We start from the raw sequence: 18,001 nt of genomic DNA on the forward strand, positions 1-18,001 counted from the left end.
AGCGGCCGTCGCTCCTCGTGAAGATCTGTCTGGCGTGGCTCGCGCTCATGCTCTTCGTCGCGATCTTCGCCGATTGGCTCGCGCCCTTCGGTTATACCGAGCAGAGCCTTCTGACCCGCCTGAAGCCCCCGGCCTTCCTCGGCGGACCGGCGGAGCACATCCTCGGAACCGACGGGCTCGGGCGGGATGTCCTCAGCCGCCTCTTCTTCGCCGTTCGGACCAGCATCCTCATCGCCTTCCTCGGCACTGCGATCGGCGCCGTCACCGGGACCGTCCTCGGGATCGTCGCGGCGCATTTCCGTGGCTGGGTGGACGACATCGTCATGGTGCTGGTGGATTTCCAGGCCAGCGTCCCGTTCCTCATCGTCGCCCTCGCGATCCTCGCCTTCTTCGGCAACAGCTTCGTGCTCTTCGTCTGCATCGTCGGGCTGTTCGGCTGGGAGACCTATGCCCGGCTCGTGCGCGGTCTCGTCCTGTCGGTGTCGGGGGAGGGCTACGCCTTCGCGATCCGGACCCTGGGCGTGCACCCGGCACGGATCTACCTGCGCCATGTCCTGCCCAACATCGCCGGCGTCCTCGCCGTGCAGCTGACGTTGAACTTCCCCGAGATCATCCTTCTGGAGACATCGCTCTCCTTCCTCGGCCTCGGCGTGCAGCCGCCCGGAACCAGCCTCGGCCTCGCCCTCGGGGAAGGCCGCAACTACATCGCGACGGCGTGGTGGATCGGCTTGCCCGCCGGGGCGGTGATCTTCCTGACGACGCTGTCGATCAGCCTCGTCGGCGACTGGGTCCGCGATGCGCTCGACCCGTCGCTCTCGCGCGCGGAGTAGGAAGCTGCCGGCTGGAACAAGTCCCGACCTGCCGGATGTGGCGGGCGTGATCTATCGCGGGACGGAGGAAACAGGGGAGGGCATCACGGCCTAGAGCCGAGATTGCCCCTTTCGTCAGGGAGGTCCGCTTCTCAACTCCTGCCTGGCGCCCGCCAGCGGCAGAAGCTCATGCAGCGCGCGGCGAGGGGCTGGACGGAGCCCTGTTCGTCACTTCACGTGCCGTATCATTCCCGGTAGCGGCGCAGACGCTCCTCGAGCGTTCCGCTATGCAGCTCGAACATGTGGTTATCGTAGTCGTAGAAGTAGATCGAATGGCCTTCCCCTTCGACTCTCGACCGCCCTTCCCGAACATCCAGGCCAAGGGCGCGAATGCGCCGGAGTCGGTCGTCGTACTCATCTGGGGCCATCTTGAAGGCGACGTGGTTGTAGGTCCGATCCGACAGGCTCTCGCCCTCCATCGTCGCCACCCAGACGCCGCCGATATCGAAGAACCTCTCCCTGGAGATAGAGAAGGTCTTGTCCCCGCTATCGTAAATCTTCTTCGCGTCCAGAACGGAGGTCAGCAGCTCTTCCATCTTGTCGAGATCGCTGACGATGAAGGTGATGTGGCTCAGTCCTTCGATCAATCTTCAACTCCGGCAAGAGCGTTGATTTCCAGGCAACCTTAAGAGATCCGGGCCGTCACACAACGTCCGCATCCCCGCGGTGCCCGAGGGGCGTCAGACGTCGGTCGGTGGCACCGCGGGCGGGCGGCGCACGAAGAAGGCTGCCGCGATCATCGCGAGCGATATCGCCGCGCCGCACAGGAAGCCCGCCCGTACGCCGGCGGCGGTCGCGGCCACCATGTCGGCCCCCTCGGCGAGACGCGCCCCGATCCGGAGCGACATGACCGACACGAACAGCGCGATGCCGGCCGCGCCCGCGATCTGCTGCGTCGTGCCCAGAAGCGCGCTGCCGTAGGAGTAGAGCGGCTTCGGCAACGAGCCGAGACTTGAGGCGAAGAGCGGCGTGAAGAGCAGGGCGAGGCCGACACTGAGGACGATGTGGGACAGAAGGACCGTGGGCAAGCCGCTGTCCTGTCCGAGCGAGGCCATCAGCCAGAGCGCCGCGCTGACCGCGACGGCGCCGGGGATCACCAGCTTCCGGGCGCCGAGCCGGTCGAACATTCTGCCGACGAAGGGCGCGAGGAGCCCCATCGTCAGACCGCCGGGCAGCAGCATGAGACCCGATTGGAGTGCGGACAGCCCCAGCACGTTCTGCATGTAGATCGGCAGGAGGATGATCATCCCGAAGAGGGACATCATAGCGAAGCCCATCATGATGACGGAGACGGTGAAGACCCGGACGCGGAACGTCCGCAGATCGAGGAGCGCGCGATCCCGCGGCGCGAGCCTGATCTGCCGCCAGACGAAGAGGGCCAGCACGCCGCCCCCCACCGCCAGCGGCGCCCAGAGTGGAACCGGGCCGCCCTCGCCGTGGCCTTCCCCGATACTCGACAGCCCGTAGACGAGGCCGCCGAAGCCGATCGCGGACATGACGACGGAGGGGATGTCGAGCGGCACCTTCCGCGGCGTCGTGACGTTCACCAGCTTCGAATACCCGAGCGCCAGCGCCCCGAGCCCGATGGGCAGGACGAGCCAGAACATCCAGCGCCAGTCGAGGAAGCTGAGGATGATCCCGGAGATCGTCGGCCCGATGGCGGGCGCGACGGAAATCACGATGGAGATGTTGCCCATGGTCTTGCCACGCACCGCCGGCGGAACCAGCGTCATCACGGTGGTCATCAGCAGCGGCATCATGATTGCGGTGCCGATCGCCTGCACCACGCGCCCGACGATCAGGGGACCGAGACTTGGCGAGATCGCGCAGAGGAAGGTCCCGAGGCTGAAGAAACTCATCGCCGCGAAGAAGACCGAGCGCGTGTGAAAGCGTTGCAGCAGGAAGCCGGTCACCGGGATGACGGTCGCCATTGTCAGAAGGAAGGCCGTGGTGAGCCACTGCGCCGCGTTCGCGGTCACCTTCAGGTCGACCATCAGGCGCGGCAGCGCCACGCTCATGATCGTCTCGTTCAGGATGACCGTGAAGGCGGAGACGAGAAGCAGCGCGATGACGAGCCGATCCCGCGTCGCGGTATCGGTCGCGCTGTCCTCGGCCGGGGTGTCGGCGGGGAGGGCCTCGGTATGCATGATGTGTCCTCGAAAGAAGCGGCCTGTCCGCAGACGGCGGTCATGGGGCGGACTAGGACGCGCCGGCCTCCGCGTCCAGATCGTTCGGCGTGCGGGAGGGGGCGGCGGTCCAGTAATAGGCGAAGTACCCCTCGTCCGGACCGAGGCCGAACTCTCCCTTGAACCGCGCCTTGGCCTTGCGCACGAGGTCCTTCTCGGCCGCGATCCAGACGTAGCGGTCCGGCCCGGCGGGCGGACTCATGTCGCGAAGGTGATCCCAGAGCGTCTCGCCGCAATCCCGCCTGACCCATCGCAGGCGCATGCCGCCCGGGGCGGGAACAGCGCAGATGTCTTGCGCCCCGCCGACCTCGATCAGCACGTCGCCCTGCCGTGCCGGGTCCGACCGTTCGAGGATGCGCCGGATCGCCGGGAAGGCCGTTTCATCGCCTGCGATCAGGAGGTTCGCGCCGGGAGGGAAGTCGCCGCTGCCGGGGCCGGTGATCCCGACGGTCTCACCGGGGCGGACGGCCTTCGCCCAGGCCGTTGCCCGCCCGCCCTCATGCTCGAACAGATCGAAGGTGAAGCGGCCCGCCTCGGGCCAGAGATCGACGAAGGTATAGGCGGCGCGGTGCAGTGCATCCTGTCCGCGAGGCCAGACCGTCCGCCCGCCCCCGTCGAGACGGGGCCAGACCGGCGCGCGTCCTCCGGGAGGGAGCAGCAGGGAGAAGTGCATCCCGCCCCCCGTGGCGAGGCGCGGGGTGTCCGGGCAGTCGAGCTCGATGCGCAGAAAGTTCGGAGCCGCGCGCCACGTCCGCCGGACGGTCGCCAGGGAGAAGTTCAGCGGCGCCCGGTTCCGGGCGATATCGCCCTGCCAGCTCGCCAGGTCCGTGAGGCCGGGCGCGGCATGGTCGAGCATGTGAAGGAGGAACTCCCGGATCGCCGAGAGGGTCGCGGCGTCCCGTGCGCGGATGTCGATGAAGAGGCCCCCGCCATCCTGCGCAAGGTCGACCTTTGCCGAATGCAGCGTCACCCGCAGGGTCCCGTCCGCAACGGACACGTCCAGCTCCGACTGCCGCGCCAACGTGGCGATCCGCGAAAGAAGATCATCCGGGCAGGTCCCCGCGATCCGGGCCGTGGCCGTCGCCTCGCCGCTCATGTCACGGCCTCCTCGCGCGCGTCCTGCGGGGCAATGCCGTGCCGTCCGACCGGGAGCATCATCGGCTTGCCCGAGGTCGGATCGGTGATCACGACGCTTCGCAGCCCGAAGACCCGCTCGACCATCGTTTCGGTCAGCACCTTCTCCGGGGCGCCGGCGGCCTCGATGCGTCCGTCCAGCATGGCGACGAGGTGCCCGGCGTAGCGCGCGGCGAGGTTGAGGTCGTGCAGGACCATGACGATCATCGTCCCGCGGCTGCGGTTGAGATCGACGAGGAGGTCCAGCACCTCCACCTGGTGGGCGATATCGAGGAACGTCGTCGGCTCGTCGAGGAGCAGGATCCCGGTCTCCTGAGCCAGGGCCATGGCGATCCAGACCCTCTGCCGCTGCCCACCGGACAGCTCGTCCACGGGTCGGTCCGCGAGCTCGGCGGTGCGCGTGGCCTCGAGCGCATCGGCGACGGCGACGTCGTCGGCATGGCTCCAGCGGGAGAGGACACCCTGGTGCGGATGGCGCCCGTGACTGACGAGGTCCGCCACCGTGATCCCGTCCGGGGCGAGCGGCGATTGCGGCAGGAGCCCGAGCTTCCGCGCGAGGTGTTTCGTCGGGATGTCCCGCACCGACCGTCCGTCCAGCAGCACTTCTCCGGCGTCGGGCCTCAGGAGCCGGGAGAGGCACCGCAGGAGGGTGGACTTGCCGCAGGCATTGGCGCCGACGATGGCGGAAATCCCGCCTGCCGGCAGATTCAGCGACAGATCGTTCAGGATGGGGCGTGTGCCGTAGCCGGCCCGCAGGCCGCCGGCGGTCAGGGACGGGACGTCCATGCGGAGCCTCCGGTTCCGTTCGCACGGATGATCAGGGTGACAAGGTAGGGGGCGCCGATCGCACCTGTGATCACGCCCACGGGGTAGCGCGCCGTCAGGAGATGCTGGCCGGCGAAGTCGCCGAGGAGCACCAAGAGCGCGCCAATGAGGGCCGCTGGGAGGAGAGGGGCTGGCCCCGGTCCGACCACCCGCGCGGCGATCGGTCCGGAGAGGAAGGCGACGAAGGCGATCGGACCGGAGACGGCGGTGGCGACGGCGATGAGCCCAACGGCGGCGAGCACCACCATTGCCTTGTCCCGCGCCAGTGGAACGCCGAGGGCCGCAGCGGTGTCGTCCCCGAGCCGGATCGCCTCGATATTGCGGCGCAGGCCGAACAGCGTGCCTCCGAACAGCGCCAGGGAGGCGAGGACCGGCAGGGCGTCTTCCAGCGTGGCGCCGTTGACGCTCCCCGTGAGCCAGCGCAGCGCGTCCTGAAGCGTCCAGGCCGGCGCTCGCGAGAGGACATAGGAGATCACGCTGTCGAGCATCGCGGAGATGCCGATCCCGATCAGGATCAGCCGCGCGCCCGAGACCCTGTCGCGCCAGGCCAGAAGATAGATCGCGAGCGCCACGCCGAGGCCCGCCGTCACCGCGGCGGCGGACACCGCCACTCCGCTCCAGCCCAGGACCACGATGGCGACGACGGCCGCGGCGCTGGCGCCCGAACTGATGCCGATGATGTCAGGGCTCGCGAGCGGGTTGCGCAGCATGGTCTGAAAGACGACGCCGCCGAGCCCGAAACTCATGCCCGTGAGCACCGACAGGATCGTGCGCGGCAGCCGCAGGTCCCAGACCACGAAGCCCGCGCCCGGAACGTCCTGTCCGCCAAGCACCCGGAGCACGTCGAGGGGTGGCGTGAACGATTGCCCGATGCAGAGGGTCATCCCGGCGCCCGCGAGAAGGAGGATCCCGAGGCACGTCATCACGCGCCGCCGTTCGTTCAGGCGCGCGCGGCGCTGGGCCGCGATGCGGGGGGCAAGCGTGGCGTCCATCTAGAGATCCCTCACGCGGCGGCGACGGACGATCCAGATGAAGACCGGTGCGCCGATGAAGGCGGTGACGATGCCGACATCCATCTCGGAGGGGCGCGCGACGATGCGTCCGAGCACGTCCGCTAGTGTCAGCAGGCCCGCCCCGATCAGCGCGGAGAAGGGCAGGAGCCAGCGGTGGTCGACCCCGACCAACACGCGGCACAGATGCGGCACCACCAGCCCGACGAAGCCGATGGGTCCGCAGATCGCCGTGGTCGCACCGCAGAGGAGCACCGCCCCGAGCGCTGCGGAGGCGCGTGCATACGCTACCCGTGCGCCGAGACCGGCAGCCGCATCGTCCCCCAGCGCGAGGAGGTTCAGGCTGCGCGCGGACAGAAGGCAGAGGAGGGCGCCGGCGGCGAGAAACGGGAGGCAGGGCCAGATCGCCTCGAAGGTCGCTCCGCCGACCCCGCCGACTTGCCAGGACCTGACGCCGCCCGCGATGTCGTTCCGGGGCAGGATGATCGCGGTGGTAAAGGAGGCCGTCGCGATGCTCGTCGCCGTTCCAGCGAGCGCGAGCTTCAGCGGCGTCGCGCCGCCGCGGCCGAGGGAGCCGACGGCGTAGACGAAAGAGGCTGCAAGGCCCGCGCCCAGGATCGCGGTCCAGATGAACGCCCCCGGCGCCGCAATTCCGAACCACGCGATGCCGATGACCACGGCCATCGCCGCGCCGGAATTCACGCCGAGGATCCCGGGATCGGCGAGCGGGTTGCGGGTCACGCCCTGCATGACCGCGCCCGCGAGGCCGAGGGCACCGCCGGCCAGCGCCGCGAGGATTGTGCGCGGCACCCGCACCGCAACGACGGCTTCTGCGATCGTGCCCGTCCGTCCCCGAACTCCGCCGAGGATCTCCTCCAGCGTCACGTCGCGCGCCCCGAGGCCGAGCGACATCAGGCATGCGAGGCCAAGGGCGGCGACGACTGCGAGCAGCCACCAGAGCCGCACCTGCCGCGTCCGCCGCAGGACGGTAAGATCCCGCCGGGGCAGGGCGGCGTCCGTCATTCCGCCTTGCGCGCCGCGTCCGCGAGTCGCGCCACGTAATCCTCGAGCACGTACTCGATCGAGAGCGGCGTCGGGTTCGCGGCGGTGCCGACGGGATCGTTGCCGAGAAGGACGATGGCGCCGTTTTCGACGGTTTTCATGCGCGAGGTCAGCGGATTGGCCTCCACGGCCTCGAGGAGCGTGTCGCCGCCATAGGTGATGAAGATGTCGACGTCCCCGAACTCGTCGATCCGCTCCGCGCTCACCTCGCCCGAGAAGCTTCCGGGCTCGCTGGCCTCCACGACGCTTCGGGGGGAGCGCAGGCCGAGGTCCTCGAGGAACTGCACCCTCGTGTCATTCGCGGAGTAGAAGCGGATCACGCTGAGGTCCCGCGCGTCGAGATGGGTGACGAACATCGCCGTCTTGCCCTCGATCTCGGGATGCTCCGCGACGATCTCGCCGATCCGCCCCTCGATCCGGCCTATGAGTGCCTCGCCCTCGTCCGAGCGGCCGAGGCCAGCGGCATTGAGGCGGATCACCTCGCGCCAATCCGTCGCCCAGGCCCCGTCTCGGTGCGGAATCACGGGGGCGATGCGGCTCAGCGTCTCGTACTCGGATCGGGTCAGGCCCGAATAGGCGGCGAGGATCACGTCCGGCCGGCTGGCCGCGACCGCCTCGAAATCGATCCCGTCCCCCTCGTCGAAGAGCGCGGGCGTGTCGGCGCCCAACTCCTCCAGCCGCTCCGAAACCCACGGAAGCACGCCGTCGCCGTCATCGTCCCCGAAGTTCGCCCGTGCGAACCCCACCGGTACGATGCCGAGGGCAAGAGGGACCTCGTGGTTCGCCCAGGCCACCGTGGCGACGCGCTTCGGCGCCGCCTCGATCGTGGTCGTTCCGAAGGAATGCTCGATCGTGACAGGGAACTCGTCGGCGGCGGCCAAAGTGGGAGCGGTCGCCCACAGGAGCGTCAGTCCCAGCAGAAGAAGGGTTTTGAGCGGGAAGTCGCGCGGCATGGTGGCACTCCGACGGTCCGGATAAAGGTGAGCGTTTCGGTCGCCTTTCCACCTCTCCCGGATGCGGTCAAGGCCGGGACCGGCCGCTTTCCATGAAATACCATGTCTTTCAGTCAGGTTTCCGCGGTATCCGACAAAAACAGTCGAATCGTGCAAGACCTCACCGCTGCCCTCGTGTCACTGCCGCCGTCAGCGGCCGGTGCCCTGTAGGGGGCCGGCCCCCCGTCCGTACCGGCCGCGGATCCCCGCGGCCTGGCGTCGTTTGCATGTGCGCGTCCTCGCGCCACGCACCGTCGCTGCCAGCCAGCCCGAGGCCAGCCGGCTTTTAAGACCCAACATTATAACCCGGGAACGTCAGAATATGGCATCAGTGTCCGCGTCGCATCGCCACCTCGTCTCCGCCTCGCTCGGAACCCTGCTCATGGGGTGCAGCGCTCTCGTCGCCCTTCCCTCGGCCCTCTCGGCGCAGGAGAACGCCGACGAGACCGAGAACGCCTTCCGCCTCTCTCCCATCATCGTCGATGCCGGCGCTCGCATCGATGACGATGCCGGCTCGATCGTGGCCACCGAGCTCTGGACGGGCGGCAAGGTCGCGACCAGCATCCTCGACACGCCCGCCTCCGTCTCCGTCGTGACCGAGAAGGAGATCGAGGCGCGGGGCGCCGATACCGTGGAGGATGTGCTGGAATACACCTCCGGCATCGTCAGCGACTACTACGGCACGGACGACCGCAACGATTACTACCTCGTCCGTGGTTTCCAGGCCTCGACCTACCGGGACGGCCTCAATCTCGGGACCATGCGCGGCGTGCGCGAGGAACCCTATGCCTACGAGCGGCTCGAAGTCGTGAAGGGCGGCAACTCCACCCTCTTCGGCACCTCCGATCCGGGCGGCACGCTGAACTTCGTCACCAAGTCCCCCCGCTTCGAGCGCTTCGGTGAGCTGTACGGCAGCTACGGCACGCACGACCAGGCCGAGATCGGCTTCGACTTCGGCGACGTGATCGATCCGGGTGAGACACTGGCCTATCGGCTTGTCGGCAAGGTGAAGGACGGGGAGCGGGAATACGACTATTCGCGCGACGACGAGCAGTTCTTCCTCGGAGCCCTGACATGGGCGCCCACCGCCTATACCGAGCTGACCTTCACCGCCGATTACCTCAAGCGCGACACGACGCCGAACAGCGGGGGATACCCGCTCGACCGCGAATACGACCGGGACGAGTTCTTCGGCGAACCGGACTTCAACGATCAGGACGTCGAACGCACGACCCTCTCGGCGGCGTTCCGGCACGAGTTCGAAGGCGGCCTGAAGCTGCGCGCGAACCTGCGCTACAGCGATCTCGACGACGGGTTCGGCTACGTCTACGTGAACGACAATGCGGGTCGCGTGGGCAGCCTCGTGAACCGGTACTACTTCGCCGGCGACAGCTCCTCTGAGGAATGGATCGGCAACGCCATCGTGCAATACGATGCCAGCTTCGGCAGCATCGACAGCAGCACCCTTGCCGGTGTCGAGTTCCGCGATGCGTCCAATTCCAGCAGCTCGGCCTACGACCCCTACACCCAGATCGACACCGAGGACCCGAGCTACAGCGGTGCGCCGACGGGGTATGAACTGAAATCCGATCAGGAGACCGACTATTTCACCCGCTCGGTCTTTGCCCAGCAGAACCTGTCCTTCTCGGACCGCGTCGTGGTGACGGCCGGGGTCCGCCGGGACTGGCTGGAGATCGAGAAGACCGATCGCTCCTCCGGCGCCGCGGTCGAAACAGGTGGCGACTTCGCCGAAACCTCCTACCGCGCCGCGCTGACCTACAAGGTCAGCGACGAGGTCTCCGCCTATGCCAGCTACGTGGAATCAGTGGCGCCGCCCTCGATCGGCTCGGAGCCGGAGCGCGGCGAGCAGTACGAGATCGGCGTCAAGTATCAGCCTGCCGGTGTGAACGCGCTCTTCACCGCATCGATTTACGATCTGACGAAGAACAACGTGGTGGTGCCCGTGGTCCTCGACGATGGCGTGATCGAGCGGCAGACCATCGGCGAGTCGAACGTGCGCGGCTTCGAACTGGAGGCGAAGGGGGAGCTGGCGAGCAACCTCGGCTTCGCCGCCTCCTACGCCTACCAGGAATCGGAATTCGTGCGCGGCGCCGTTCGTACAACGGACGTGAGCGGCAACGAATTCGCCACCGTTCCCAATCACATCGCGTCCACCTGGCTGACCTACTCCATTCCCGGCGAAGGGATGCGCGGCGATCTCGAACTCGGCCTCGGCGCCCGGTATATCGGCGAGTACGAGTACAACGCATACAACACCGGCGGCTCGAGCCCCGAGCAGACGTATCTCGATGCCTCGCTGGCCTACGACTTCTCCGAGGACACCGCGCTTCAGATCAACGTCAGCAACCTTCTCGACGAGCAGTACGTCGTGGGACGCGGCACCGCCGATTATTACAACAACGGCCGCACCATCACCGCCACGCTCCGGCGGACCTGGTAAGGCGCATCGCCGGTCCCCTCCCGCCCGGGGAGGGACCGGCCGCTCATGCTGCGAGGCGCCGCCGTCTCCACGCCGCCGGCGTCTCGCCCACCTCCTGCCGGAAGGCCCGCGTCAGGTGGGCCTGATCCGAAAAGCCGAGCTGGTCCGCGATATCCGTGACGCTGAGCGTCGTTTCGGACAGCATCGTCCGGGCGCGTTCGATCCGCTGGGTCAGTTGCCACTGGTGGGGCGTCACGCCGGTGGTGGCCTTGAAGACCCGCGAGAACCAGCTCTCGGAGAGGTTCACCGTTGCCGCCATCTCCGCGATGGACATCCGGTGCCGCCCGCCCGCCTCGAACCGCGCCGTGATCTTGCGCATCTGCGCCGCTGTCAGCCGTCCGCTGGTGGGATCGTCCGCGCCGCTCCCGATGTCGAGGATGCCGCAGATCAGGCTTCCGGCGAGGCTCTGGGCATAGATGTCGGGGCGGGAGGGGTTGTCCAGTTCGCTCACCAGAAGCCGCGCGACCGCTTCGAGATCGCCGAGGTCGTCGCATTCCGCCGGATGCTCCAGAAGCCGGATCGCGCTGGCCCGCGGCATCGCGGAGGACAGGAACTGAACGGCCCAACCGGCATCGATGTGGATGTCGAGATGCGACAGCGCGAGGGGTTTGGTGAAGGCGGTCCGGAGCGGCATGCCCGCGGGCACGTACATCGCCCGAGCCATCGGCCGCGTGGAGCCTGCGCCCTGCACCTCTATGGAGCTGACATCCCCGAAGAAGATGCTGAGGCGCGGGTTCGCCGAAAGGTAATAGCCGCGGCTTTCGGCGGTGCCTTCAGCCTGCCAGTAGACGCCGAGGACGGTCTCGAACAGATGCCAGCGCACCGGGAGGGTACAGTGGATCTGCTCGGTCACCCCGGTGAAGTCATGGCGGTATCGCATGGGCCGTCTTCTGTCTGCACTGTCACCTGCAAGATGGCTGCTGAACCGCGGGGGCGCCGGATGGGGCGCTCGCTCCCGGGTCCAGTCCGGCTACGCGGGGGGAGTACTGCCCCGCGCCTGCGCCAATGACAAGGTGGACGGCCTGCGGACGCGGCGGCGCGGCGCGGACCCGCCGCTTCGGCGCCCTTCCGGGCGGAGTGTTGACGAGAGGGCAGACGGGATGCATCATCGATGCGTCCGGAACCACGCGACCCTTCCCAAGGCTCGCAGCACGGCGCCGGGCCCCGCGGGCCGGGATCTCGTTCGTCGCGTAAGGGCACGTCAGCGCGACTTCAGATCAGGAGGAGTCCGCCATGGGTCCCTTTCCGCATGACGCCCCCAAGGCGAAAATCGATGACGTCAACATTGCCGGCACCGACGGGTTCGAGTTCGTCGAATTCGCCCATCCCGAGACCGGCAAGCTCGAGGCCCTGTTCGAGCAGATGGGCTATTCCGAGGTCGCGCGTCACAAGACCCGCGACATTTCCCTCTATCGTCAGGGCGATATCAACTACATCGTCAATCGCGAGCCTGACACCCATGCCGCGCGCTTCGTCGGCGAGCACGGTCCCTGCGCCCCGGCCATGGCTTGGCGCGTGGTCGACGCCCAGCACGCCCTGAAATGCGCGGTGGATTACGGCGCGGAGGAATATACCGGCTCCGACAAGACGCTGAACGTTCCGGCCGTGATCGGTATCGGCGGCTCGCTGCTCTACTTCGTCGAGACCTACGGCGAGGGCGGCTCTTGCTACGAGGCCGAGTTCGACTGGCTCGGCGAGCGCGACCCCAAGCCCGAGGGCGCGGGCTTCTACTACCTCGATCACCTCACCCACAACGTTGCCCGCGGCAACATGTCGACCTGGTACGACTTCTATTCGAAGGCGTTCAATTTCCGCGAGATCCGCTTCTTCGACATCAAGGGAAAGCAGACCGGGCTCTTTTCCCGCGCGCTGACCTCGCCCTGCGGCAAGATCCGGATCCCGATCAACGAGAGCGCCGACGAGAACAGCCAGATCGAGGAATACCTCAAGGAATACAAGGGCGAAGGCATCCAGCACATCGCCGTCGCGACCGAGGACATCTACGCTTCGACGGACCAGATCGCTGAGAAGGGCATCGCGTTCATGCCGCCGCCCCCCAAGACCTACTACGAGATGTCGCACGCGCGAGTGCAGGACCACGCGGAGCCGCTCGAGCGCATGCAGAAGCACGGCATCCTGATCGACGGGGAGGGCGTCGTCGACGGCGGTACGACACGAGTCCTGCTGCAGATCTTCTCGAAGACCGTGATCGGCCCGATCTTCTTCGAGTTCATCCAGCGCAAGGGCGACGACGGCTTCGGCGAAGGCAACTTCAAGGCGCTGTTCGAGTCGATCGAGGAAGACCAGATCCAGCGCGGCGTCCTGAAGGCCGGTGAGTGATCGCGGGCCCCGAGGGGCGACGCGAGACGTGAGCGACGCATGGCGGGCCATACCCTCCGCGCCTGAACCCGGTTCCCGCATCTGCCTCGAAGCGGAGGTGACGGGGCCGGTTCTCGGCTGCGATCTCGGCGGCTTTCCGGTTCTTCTCGTGCGGTCTGCGGGCGGCCTGCGGGCCTACGTGAACGCGTGTCCGCATCAGCACCTCCCGCTCGACTGGCGTTCGTCCGGCATCCTGTCGCCGGACGGCGTCTCGCTTCGCTGCTCGAACCACGACGCCCGCTTCGATGCGTCGACAGGGGAGGGGACCGGCGGCTATGGCGCGGGCTGCGCCCTCATCCCTGTTCCGATCGAGATCCGCGGCGGCGAGGTGATCGTCGCTCAAGGCTGAAGCGTGCGGGCCCCGGGCGGGGGATGGACCTCGGGGGCCCGTTCGGGGAAGACACGTCTGTGACATTCGGAGGAGGAGATCGCGACCATGAAGGAGTTCGCGGAGATCGTCGGCGCGGCGAATGTGCTGACCGGCGCGGAGGACATGGCGCCGCATCTGAGGGACTGGACCGGTCAATGGCAGGGCAGCGCCCGCGCCGTGCTCCTTCCGGGGGATACCGCGGAGGTCGCGGCGGTGGTGAAGGCGGCCCAAGCGCTCGATCTTCCGATCATAGCGCAGTCCGGCAACACCTCCGTCTCGGGCGGCAGCGTGCCTGACGAGGCGGGCGACGGCATCGTCCTCTCGCTCAAGCGCATGACGCGGATCCGTGCCATCGATCCCGCTGCGCGCACCGCGACGGTCGATGCCGGTCTCGTCATCGAGACGCTTCAGGACGCCGTCGCCGAGCACGGGCTCGATTATCCGCTTATGTTCGGCGCGCGCGGCTCGGCGATGATCGGCGGGGCGCTCGCGACCAATGCCGGCGGGTCCAATGTCCTGCGCTACGGCAACGCGCGGGATCTCTGTCTCGGGATCGAGGCCGTTCTGCCGTCGGGGGAGGTCGTCCACGGCCTGACCGGACTTCGCAAGGACAATACCGGCTATGACCTGAAGAACCTTCTGATCGGCTCCGAAGGGACGCTCGGGATCATCACCGGCGCCGTTCTGAAGCTCGTGCCGACGCCACGGGTCCGCAGCACCGCCTTCCTTGCGCTGCCCCGGGTCGAAGGGGCGCTGGATGTCCTGAACCGCTTGCAGGATGTCAGCGGCGGTCTCGTCGAGGCGTTCGAGTACATGCCGGGGCCGATGGTGGAAGCGATCCGGGAGCACGACCCGTCCCTGCGCGCGCCGCTGGAGCAGACGGCGGAGTGCGGCATACTCGTCGAGCTTGCCTCCACGCGGCCTGCCGATGCCGAGGAGGACGAGACCGGCGAGGTCGCGCTTCAGCGGATCATGCTGTCCGAGATCGAGGCGCTCATGGAGGAGGGACAGATCGAGGACGGCTTCTTCGCAACCTCCGAGCAGCAGCGCCGCGATCTCTGGCGTCTGAGGGAGGCTGTGCTCGAGTCGATCGTCGCGCGGGGGCCCTTCACGGTGCTCGACGCCGCTCTTCCCCTGTCCGGCGTTCCGGATTTCCTGCGCCGCGCCGGAGAGGTCGCCGAGGCGGCAGGGCTTCAGCCGCTCGTTGTCGGTCATCTCGGGGACGGGAATATCCATTACTCCCTCTCCGCCGCGGATGGCGGGTCATGGGACGAGGGCCGGGCAGATAAGGCCACCGGCGAACTCCTCGATATCCTCGCCGACATGGGAGGATCCTACAGCGCCGAGCACGGCATCGGGCGGGTGAAGACCGGGACGCTGGCGAAGCGTAAGGATCCGGCCCAGCTCGAGGCAATGCGAACCATCCGGCAGGCGCTCGATCCCCGCGGGCGCCTCGGGCGGGGTGTTCTCGTAAGCTGATCTTCCGCCGTCTGTCATCACGGTGTCGCAGGGCGCGTCTATGACGGGGCATGCTCCATCGAGACTTGCCAGCTGGTCCATATTTCGACATATCGAGAAATATGGAAATGATTCTGGATCAGCTCAGCGCTCTCGCGCATCCGCAGCGCCTTGCGCTCTTCCGCCTGCTCATGCGCCGGTATCCGGACGCCGTTCCTGCCGGTGAGCTCGGGGAGGCGCTGGCGGTCAGGCAGAACACCCTCTCCGCTTACCTCAGCACGCTGCGACAGGCCGGATTGATCGATCAGACGCGGCAGGGGAGGTCGCTCCTCTACAGCGCGAGGACAGCAGAAGCCGGCGCGCTGGTCTCCTACCTCGTGGAGGATTGCTGCCGGGGCCGGGCCGACCGGTGCGCCGACCTCTCAGTGCGTGCGCCTGCGCCCGCCGGTGGCTACAACGTCCTCTTTCTCTGCACCGGCAACTCCGCCCGGTCCCTGATGGCCGAGGCGATCCTGCGCGAGGAGGCCGGGGACCGCTTCACCGCCTTTTCCGCCGGCACCCGGCCTCGTGAGCAGGCGCATCCGATGGCGCTGGATCTCCTTCGGAAGGGTGGCCACGACGTCTCCGCCCTTCATCCCAAGGACGCGGCGATTTTCCGTGAGGTGGACGCGCCGCGCATGGATTTCGTGATCTCCGTCTGCGACCGGGCCGCAAACGAAGACTGTCCGGCCTGGCCGGGACATCCTGTCGCCGCGCATTGGGGGATGCCCGATTCGGTCCTCGCGCAGGGGACCGAGGCCGAACGTCATCTTGCCTTCCGGGAGGTCCATGAGGGTCTCCGCCGCCGCATCTTCGCCTTCGCCGCCCTGCCGCTCGACACGCTGGACCGGCTGTCGCGGCAGCACCACCTCGACACTCTCGCCAAGGAGCCGGTTCCGGCATGACCACCTACGCGCTCAACGGCCTCGGCCGGATCGGAAAGCTCGCCCTGCGGCCTCTGCTCGAAAGCGGAGCCGAGATCGCCTGGATTAACGACGCGGCGGGGGATCCCGCGATGCACGCGCACCTGCTGGAGTTCGACAGCGTCCACGGCCGCTGGCCTGCCGAGTTTTCCGCCGACGACGAGAGCCTGATCGTGAACGGGCGGCGGCTGCCGGTCCACCGGGAGCGCCGGATCGAGGATCTGCCGCTCGGCGGCGTCGACGTGGTGATCGACTGCACCGGTGTCTTCAAGAGCGAGGCCAAGCTCGCGCCCTATTTCGAGGCGGGGGTGCGCAAGGTTGTCGTCAGTGCGCCGGTGAAGGACGGGAACGCTGCGAACATCGTCTACGGTGTGAACGACGGGACATACGATCCGGGCGCCCACCGCATCGTCACCGCCGCGAGCTGCACGACGAACTGCCTCGCTCCGGTGGTGAAGGTGATCCACGAGGGCCTCGGCATCCGCCACGGCTCCATCACCACGATCCATGACGTAACCAACACGCAGACGATGGTGGACCGGCCGGCGAAGGATCTCCGCCGCGCCCGCTCCGCGCTCAACTCGCTGATCCCGACGACAACGGGCTCTGCCACCGCGATCACGCAGATCTTTCCGGAGCTCACGGGCAAGCTCAACGGCCATGCCGTCCGCGTGCCGCTCCTCAACGCGTCGCTCACCGACTGCGTCTTCGAAGTGGCGCGGGAGACGAGCGCCGAAGAGGTGAACGAGATGCTCCGCGCCGCCTCCGAAGGGCCGCTCGCGGGGATTCTCGGCTATGAGACGCGTCCGCTCGTCTCCGCCGATTACGTCAACGACACGCGGTCCGGCATCGTCGATGCGGCGTCCACGATGGTGGTCGCCGGGACGCAGGTGAAACTCTACGTGTGGTACGACAACGAGATGGGCTACGCGCACCGCCTCGCGGATGTCGCGCGGATGGTAGGGGCCAGCCTGTGAGCGCCCGGCCCGAGGGCCTGTCCGCCTATATCGCCGTGACGGCGGCCTACTGGGCGTTCATGCTGACGGACGGTGCCCTGCGAATGCTCGTCCTTCTGCATTTCCACACGCTCGGCTTTTCTCCGGTGCAGCTCGCCTGGCTCTTCCTGCTCTACGAGGTGGCGGGGATCGTGACCAACCTGTCCGCGGGCTGGATCGCCGCGCGCTTCGGGCTGACGTCGACGCTCTTTGCCGGCCTTTCGATCCAGGTTCTGGCCCTCCTCGCGCTGGCTGCCCTCGATCCGGGATGGGCGCTCTGGCCCTCGGTCGCCTACGTCATGGCGGTGCAGGGGGCCTCGGGGGTCGCCAAGGACCTCTCCAAGATGAGCGCGAAATCGGCGGTGAAGACGCTGGCGCCGACGGGGCGGGGCGGTCTCTTCCGTTGGGTCGCCGTGCTGACGGGATCCAAGAACGCCGTGAAGGGCGTGGGATTTCTCACCGGCGCGGGCCTTCTCGCCACACTCGGCTTCGTGCAATCGGTGCTCGCCATGGCCGCCGTGCTGGCGCTGATCCTCGTGGCGCTGGCGCTGAAGATGCCCACCGGGCTGCCGCGGGGGCGGAAGGGGGCGAAGGTGTCCGATATCCTGTCCAAGGACCGGGACGTGAACTGGCTCTCCGCCGCGCGACTGTTCCTCTTTGGGGCGCGGGACGTGTGGTTCGTCGTCGGTATCCCGATCTACTTCTACGCTGTCCTGTCGGACGGCTCGGAGGACGGCAACCGCGCCGCGTTCTTCCTCATTGGCAGCTTCATGGCGGTCTGGACGATCCTCTACGGCGGCGTGCAGGGCGCCGCGCCCCGGCTCCTCGAGGCGGCGACGCGGCCGGAGCGGGACCTGGTGAGGGAGGCGCGGCGCTGGGCGGGATGGCTGGCCGTGATCCCCGCGCTCCTCGCCGCGCTCGTCTTCCTCTCGCCCGGCCCGTCGCCTTGGCTGACCGTTGCTCTCGTGGCGGGGCTGCTCGCCTTCGGCGCGGTCTTCGCGGTGAACTCCTCGCTCCATTCCTACCTCATCCTCGCCTTCACCAGTTCGGAGCGGGTGACGATGGATGTGGGGTTCTACTACATGGCGAACGCGGCAGGACGGCTCCTCGGCACGATGCTGTCCGGGCTGACCTACCAGATCGGCGGCCTGCCGCTCTGCCTCGGGTCGGCTGCGCTGCTCGTCCTTCTCAGCCGCGTCGGGGCAGGGCGGCTGGTGGGCCACCGGATGCCTGCGCCGGCCTGACCGGGGGCCTGACGA

Annotated in this window: 16 protein-coding genes; 8 read left to right on the forward strand and 8 right to left on the reverse strand. The window is 67.8% G+C overall.

Annotated elements, in window-relative coordinates:
- Positions 1-17 precede the first annotated feature (17 nt).
- The gene (locus DQG15_RS14750; protein WP_232830873.1) at positions 18-830 is read left to right on the forward strand and encodes an ABC transporter permease; all 813 of its coding nucleotides are present in this window, start codon (positions 18-20) and stop codon (positions 828-830) included.
- A gap of 224 nt (positions 831-1,054) precedes the next feature.
- Here DQG15_RS14750 and fosX read toward each other — a convergent pair whose 3' ends face one another.
- The 7 genes from fosX to DQG15_RS14785 all read right to left on the reverse strand — a co-directional run bounded on the left by fosX (position 1,055) and on the right by DQG15_RS14785 (position 8,039).
- On the reverse strand, positions 1,055-1,456 hold the full coding sequence (fosX, locus tag DQG15_RS14755) for a FosX/FosE/FosI family fosfomycin resistance hydrolase (protein WP_116086515.1): 402 nt from the start codon (positions 1,454-1,456) through the stop codon (positions 1,055-1,057).
- Positions 1,457-1,549: 93 nt separating this feature from the next.
- On the reverse strand, positions 1,550-3,016 hold the full coding sequence (locus tag DQG15_RS14760; protein ID WP_116086517.1) for an MDR family MFS transporter: 1,467 nt from the start codon (positions 3,014-3,016) through the stop codon (positions 1,550-1,552).
- A 52-nt stretch (positions 3,017-3,068) separates the two neighbouring features.
- Positions 3,069-4,151, reverse strand: a complete 1,083-nt coding sequence (locus tag DQG15_RS14765) for a siderophore-interacting protein (RefSeq protein WP_116086519.1) — start codon at positions 4,149-4,151, stop codon at positions 3,069-3,071.
- Entirely contained in the window at positions 4,148-4,975 is an 828-nt protein-coding gene (locus DQG15_RS14770) for an ABC transporter ATP-binding protein (protein WP_116086521.1), read from the reverse strand. Before DQG15_RS14770 ends, DQG15_RS14765 begins: the two co-directional genes overlap by 4 nt.
- On the reverse strand, positions 4,957-6,006 hold the full coding sequence (locus DQG15_RS14775; protein WP_116086523.1) for an iron chelate uptake ABC transporter family permease subunit: 1,050 nt from the start codon (positions 6,004-6,006) through the stop codon (positions 4,957-4,959). Before DQG15_RS14775 ends, DQG15_RS14770 begins: the two co-directional genes overlap by 19 nt.
- Positions 6,007-7,047, reverse strand: coding sequence for an iron ABC transporter permease (locus DQG15_RS14780; protein WP_116086525.1), 1,041 nt, complete (start codon positions 7,045-7,047; stop codon positions 6,007-6,009).
- Positions 7,044-8,039 carry an iron-siderophore ABC transporter substrate-binding protein gene (locus DQG15_RS14785; protein WP_116086527.1) on the reverse strand — a complete coding sequence of 332 codons (996 nt, stop codon included), beginning with the start codon at positions 8,037-8,039 and terminating at the stop codon, positions 7,044-7,046. The genes DQG15_RS14780 and DQG15_RS14785 overlap by 4 nt, the downstream gene beginning before the upstream one ends.
- A 361-nt stretch (positions 8,040-8,400) precedes the next feature.
- On the opposite strand from DQG15_RS14785, the gene DQG15_RS14790 reads away from it, so the two are divergent.
- Positions 8,401-10,539, forward strand: a complete 2,139-nt coding sequence (locus DQG15_RS14790; protein WP_116086529.1) for a TonB-dependent siderophore receptor — start codon at positions 8,401-8,403, stop codon at positions 10,537-10,539.
- Between the two features lie 43 nt (positions 10,540-10,582).
- Here the strand turns inward: DQG15_RS14790 and DQG15_RS14795 are convergent, their stop codons facing one another.
- Entirely contained in the window at positions 10,583-11,458 is an 876-nt protein-coding gene (locus DQG15_RS14795) for a helix-turn-helix transcriptional regulator (protein WP_116086531.1), read from the reverse strand.
- Positions 11,459-11,811: 353 nt separating this feature from the next.
- On the opposite strand from DQG15_RS14795, the gene hppD reads away from it, so the two are divergent.
- The 6 genes from hppD to arsJ all read left to right on the forward strand — a co-directional run bounded on the left by hppD (position 11,812) and on the right by arsJ (position 17,986).
- Positions 11,812-12,918: a 4-hydroxyphenylpyruvate dioxygenase gene (hppD, locus tag DQG15_RS14800; protein WP_116086533.1), complete on the forward strand. Its 1,107-nt coding sequence runs from the start codon at positions 11,812-11,814 to the stop codon at positions 12,916-12,918.
- A gap of 28 nt (positions 12,919-12,946) precedes the next feature.
- Complete coding sequence (locus DQG15_RS14805) at positions 12,947-13,306, forward strand: Rieske 2Fe-2S domain-containing protein (RefSeq protein ID WP_116086535.1); 360 nt, start codon at positions 12,947-12,949, stop codon at positions 13,304-13,306.
- An 87-nt stretch (positions 13,307-13,393) separates the two neighbouring features.
- Positions 13,394-14,806 (forward strand): FAD-binding oxidoreductase, encoded by a 1,413-nt coding sequence (locus DQG15_RS14810; protein WP_116086537.1) that lies wholly within the window; start codon positions 13,394-13,396, stop codon positions 14,804-14,806.
- Positions 14,807-14,907: 101 nt separating this feature from the next.
- Positions 14,908-15,729, forward strand: coding sequence for a helix-turn-helix domain-containing protein (locus tag DQG15_RS14815; RefSeq protein ID WP_116086539.1), 822 nt, complete (start codon positions 14,908-14,910; stop codon positions 15,727-15,729).
- On the forward strand, positions 15,726-16,724 hold the full coding sequence (locus DQG15_RS14820; RefSeq protein WP_116086541.1) for an ArsJ-associated glyceraldehyde-3-phosphate dehydrogenase: 999 nt from the start codon (positions 15,726-15,728) through the stop codon (positions 16,722-16,724). The genes DQG15_RS14815 and DQG15_RS14820 overlap by 4 nt, the downstream gene beginning before the upstream one ends.
- On the forward strand, positions 16,721-17,986 hold the full coding sequence (gene arsJ, locus DQG15_RS14825) for an organoarsenical effux MFS transporter ArsJ (protein WP_116086543.1): 1,266 nt from the start codon (positions 16,721-16,723) through the stop codon (positions 17,984-17,986). The genes DQG15_RS14820 and arsJ overlap by 4 nt, the downstream gene beginning before the upstream one ends.
- The last annotated feature ends 15 nt before the right edge of the window (positions 17,987-18,001 follow it).

Origin of the sequence: Tropicimonas sp. IMCC34011 (assembly GCF_003390865.1) — a bacterium.
Classification (GTDB): domain Bacteria; phylum Pseudomonadota; class Alphaproteobacteria; order Rhodobacterales; family Rhodobacteraceae; genus Tropicimonas_B.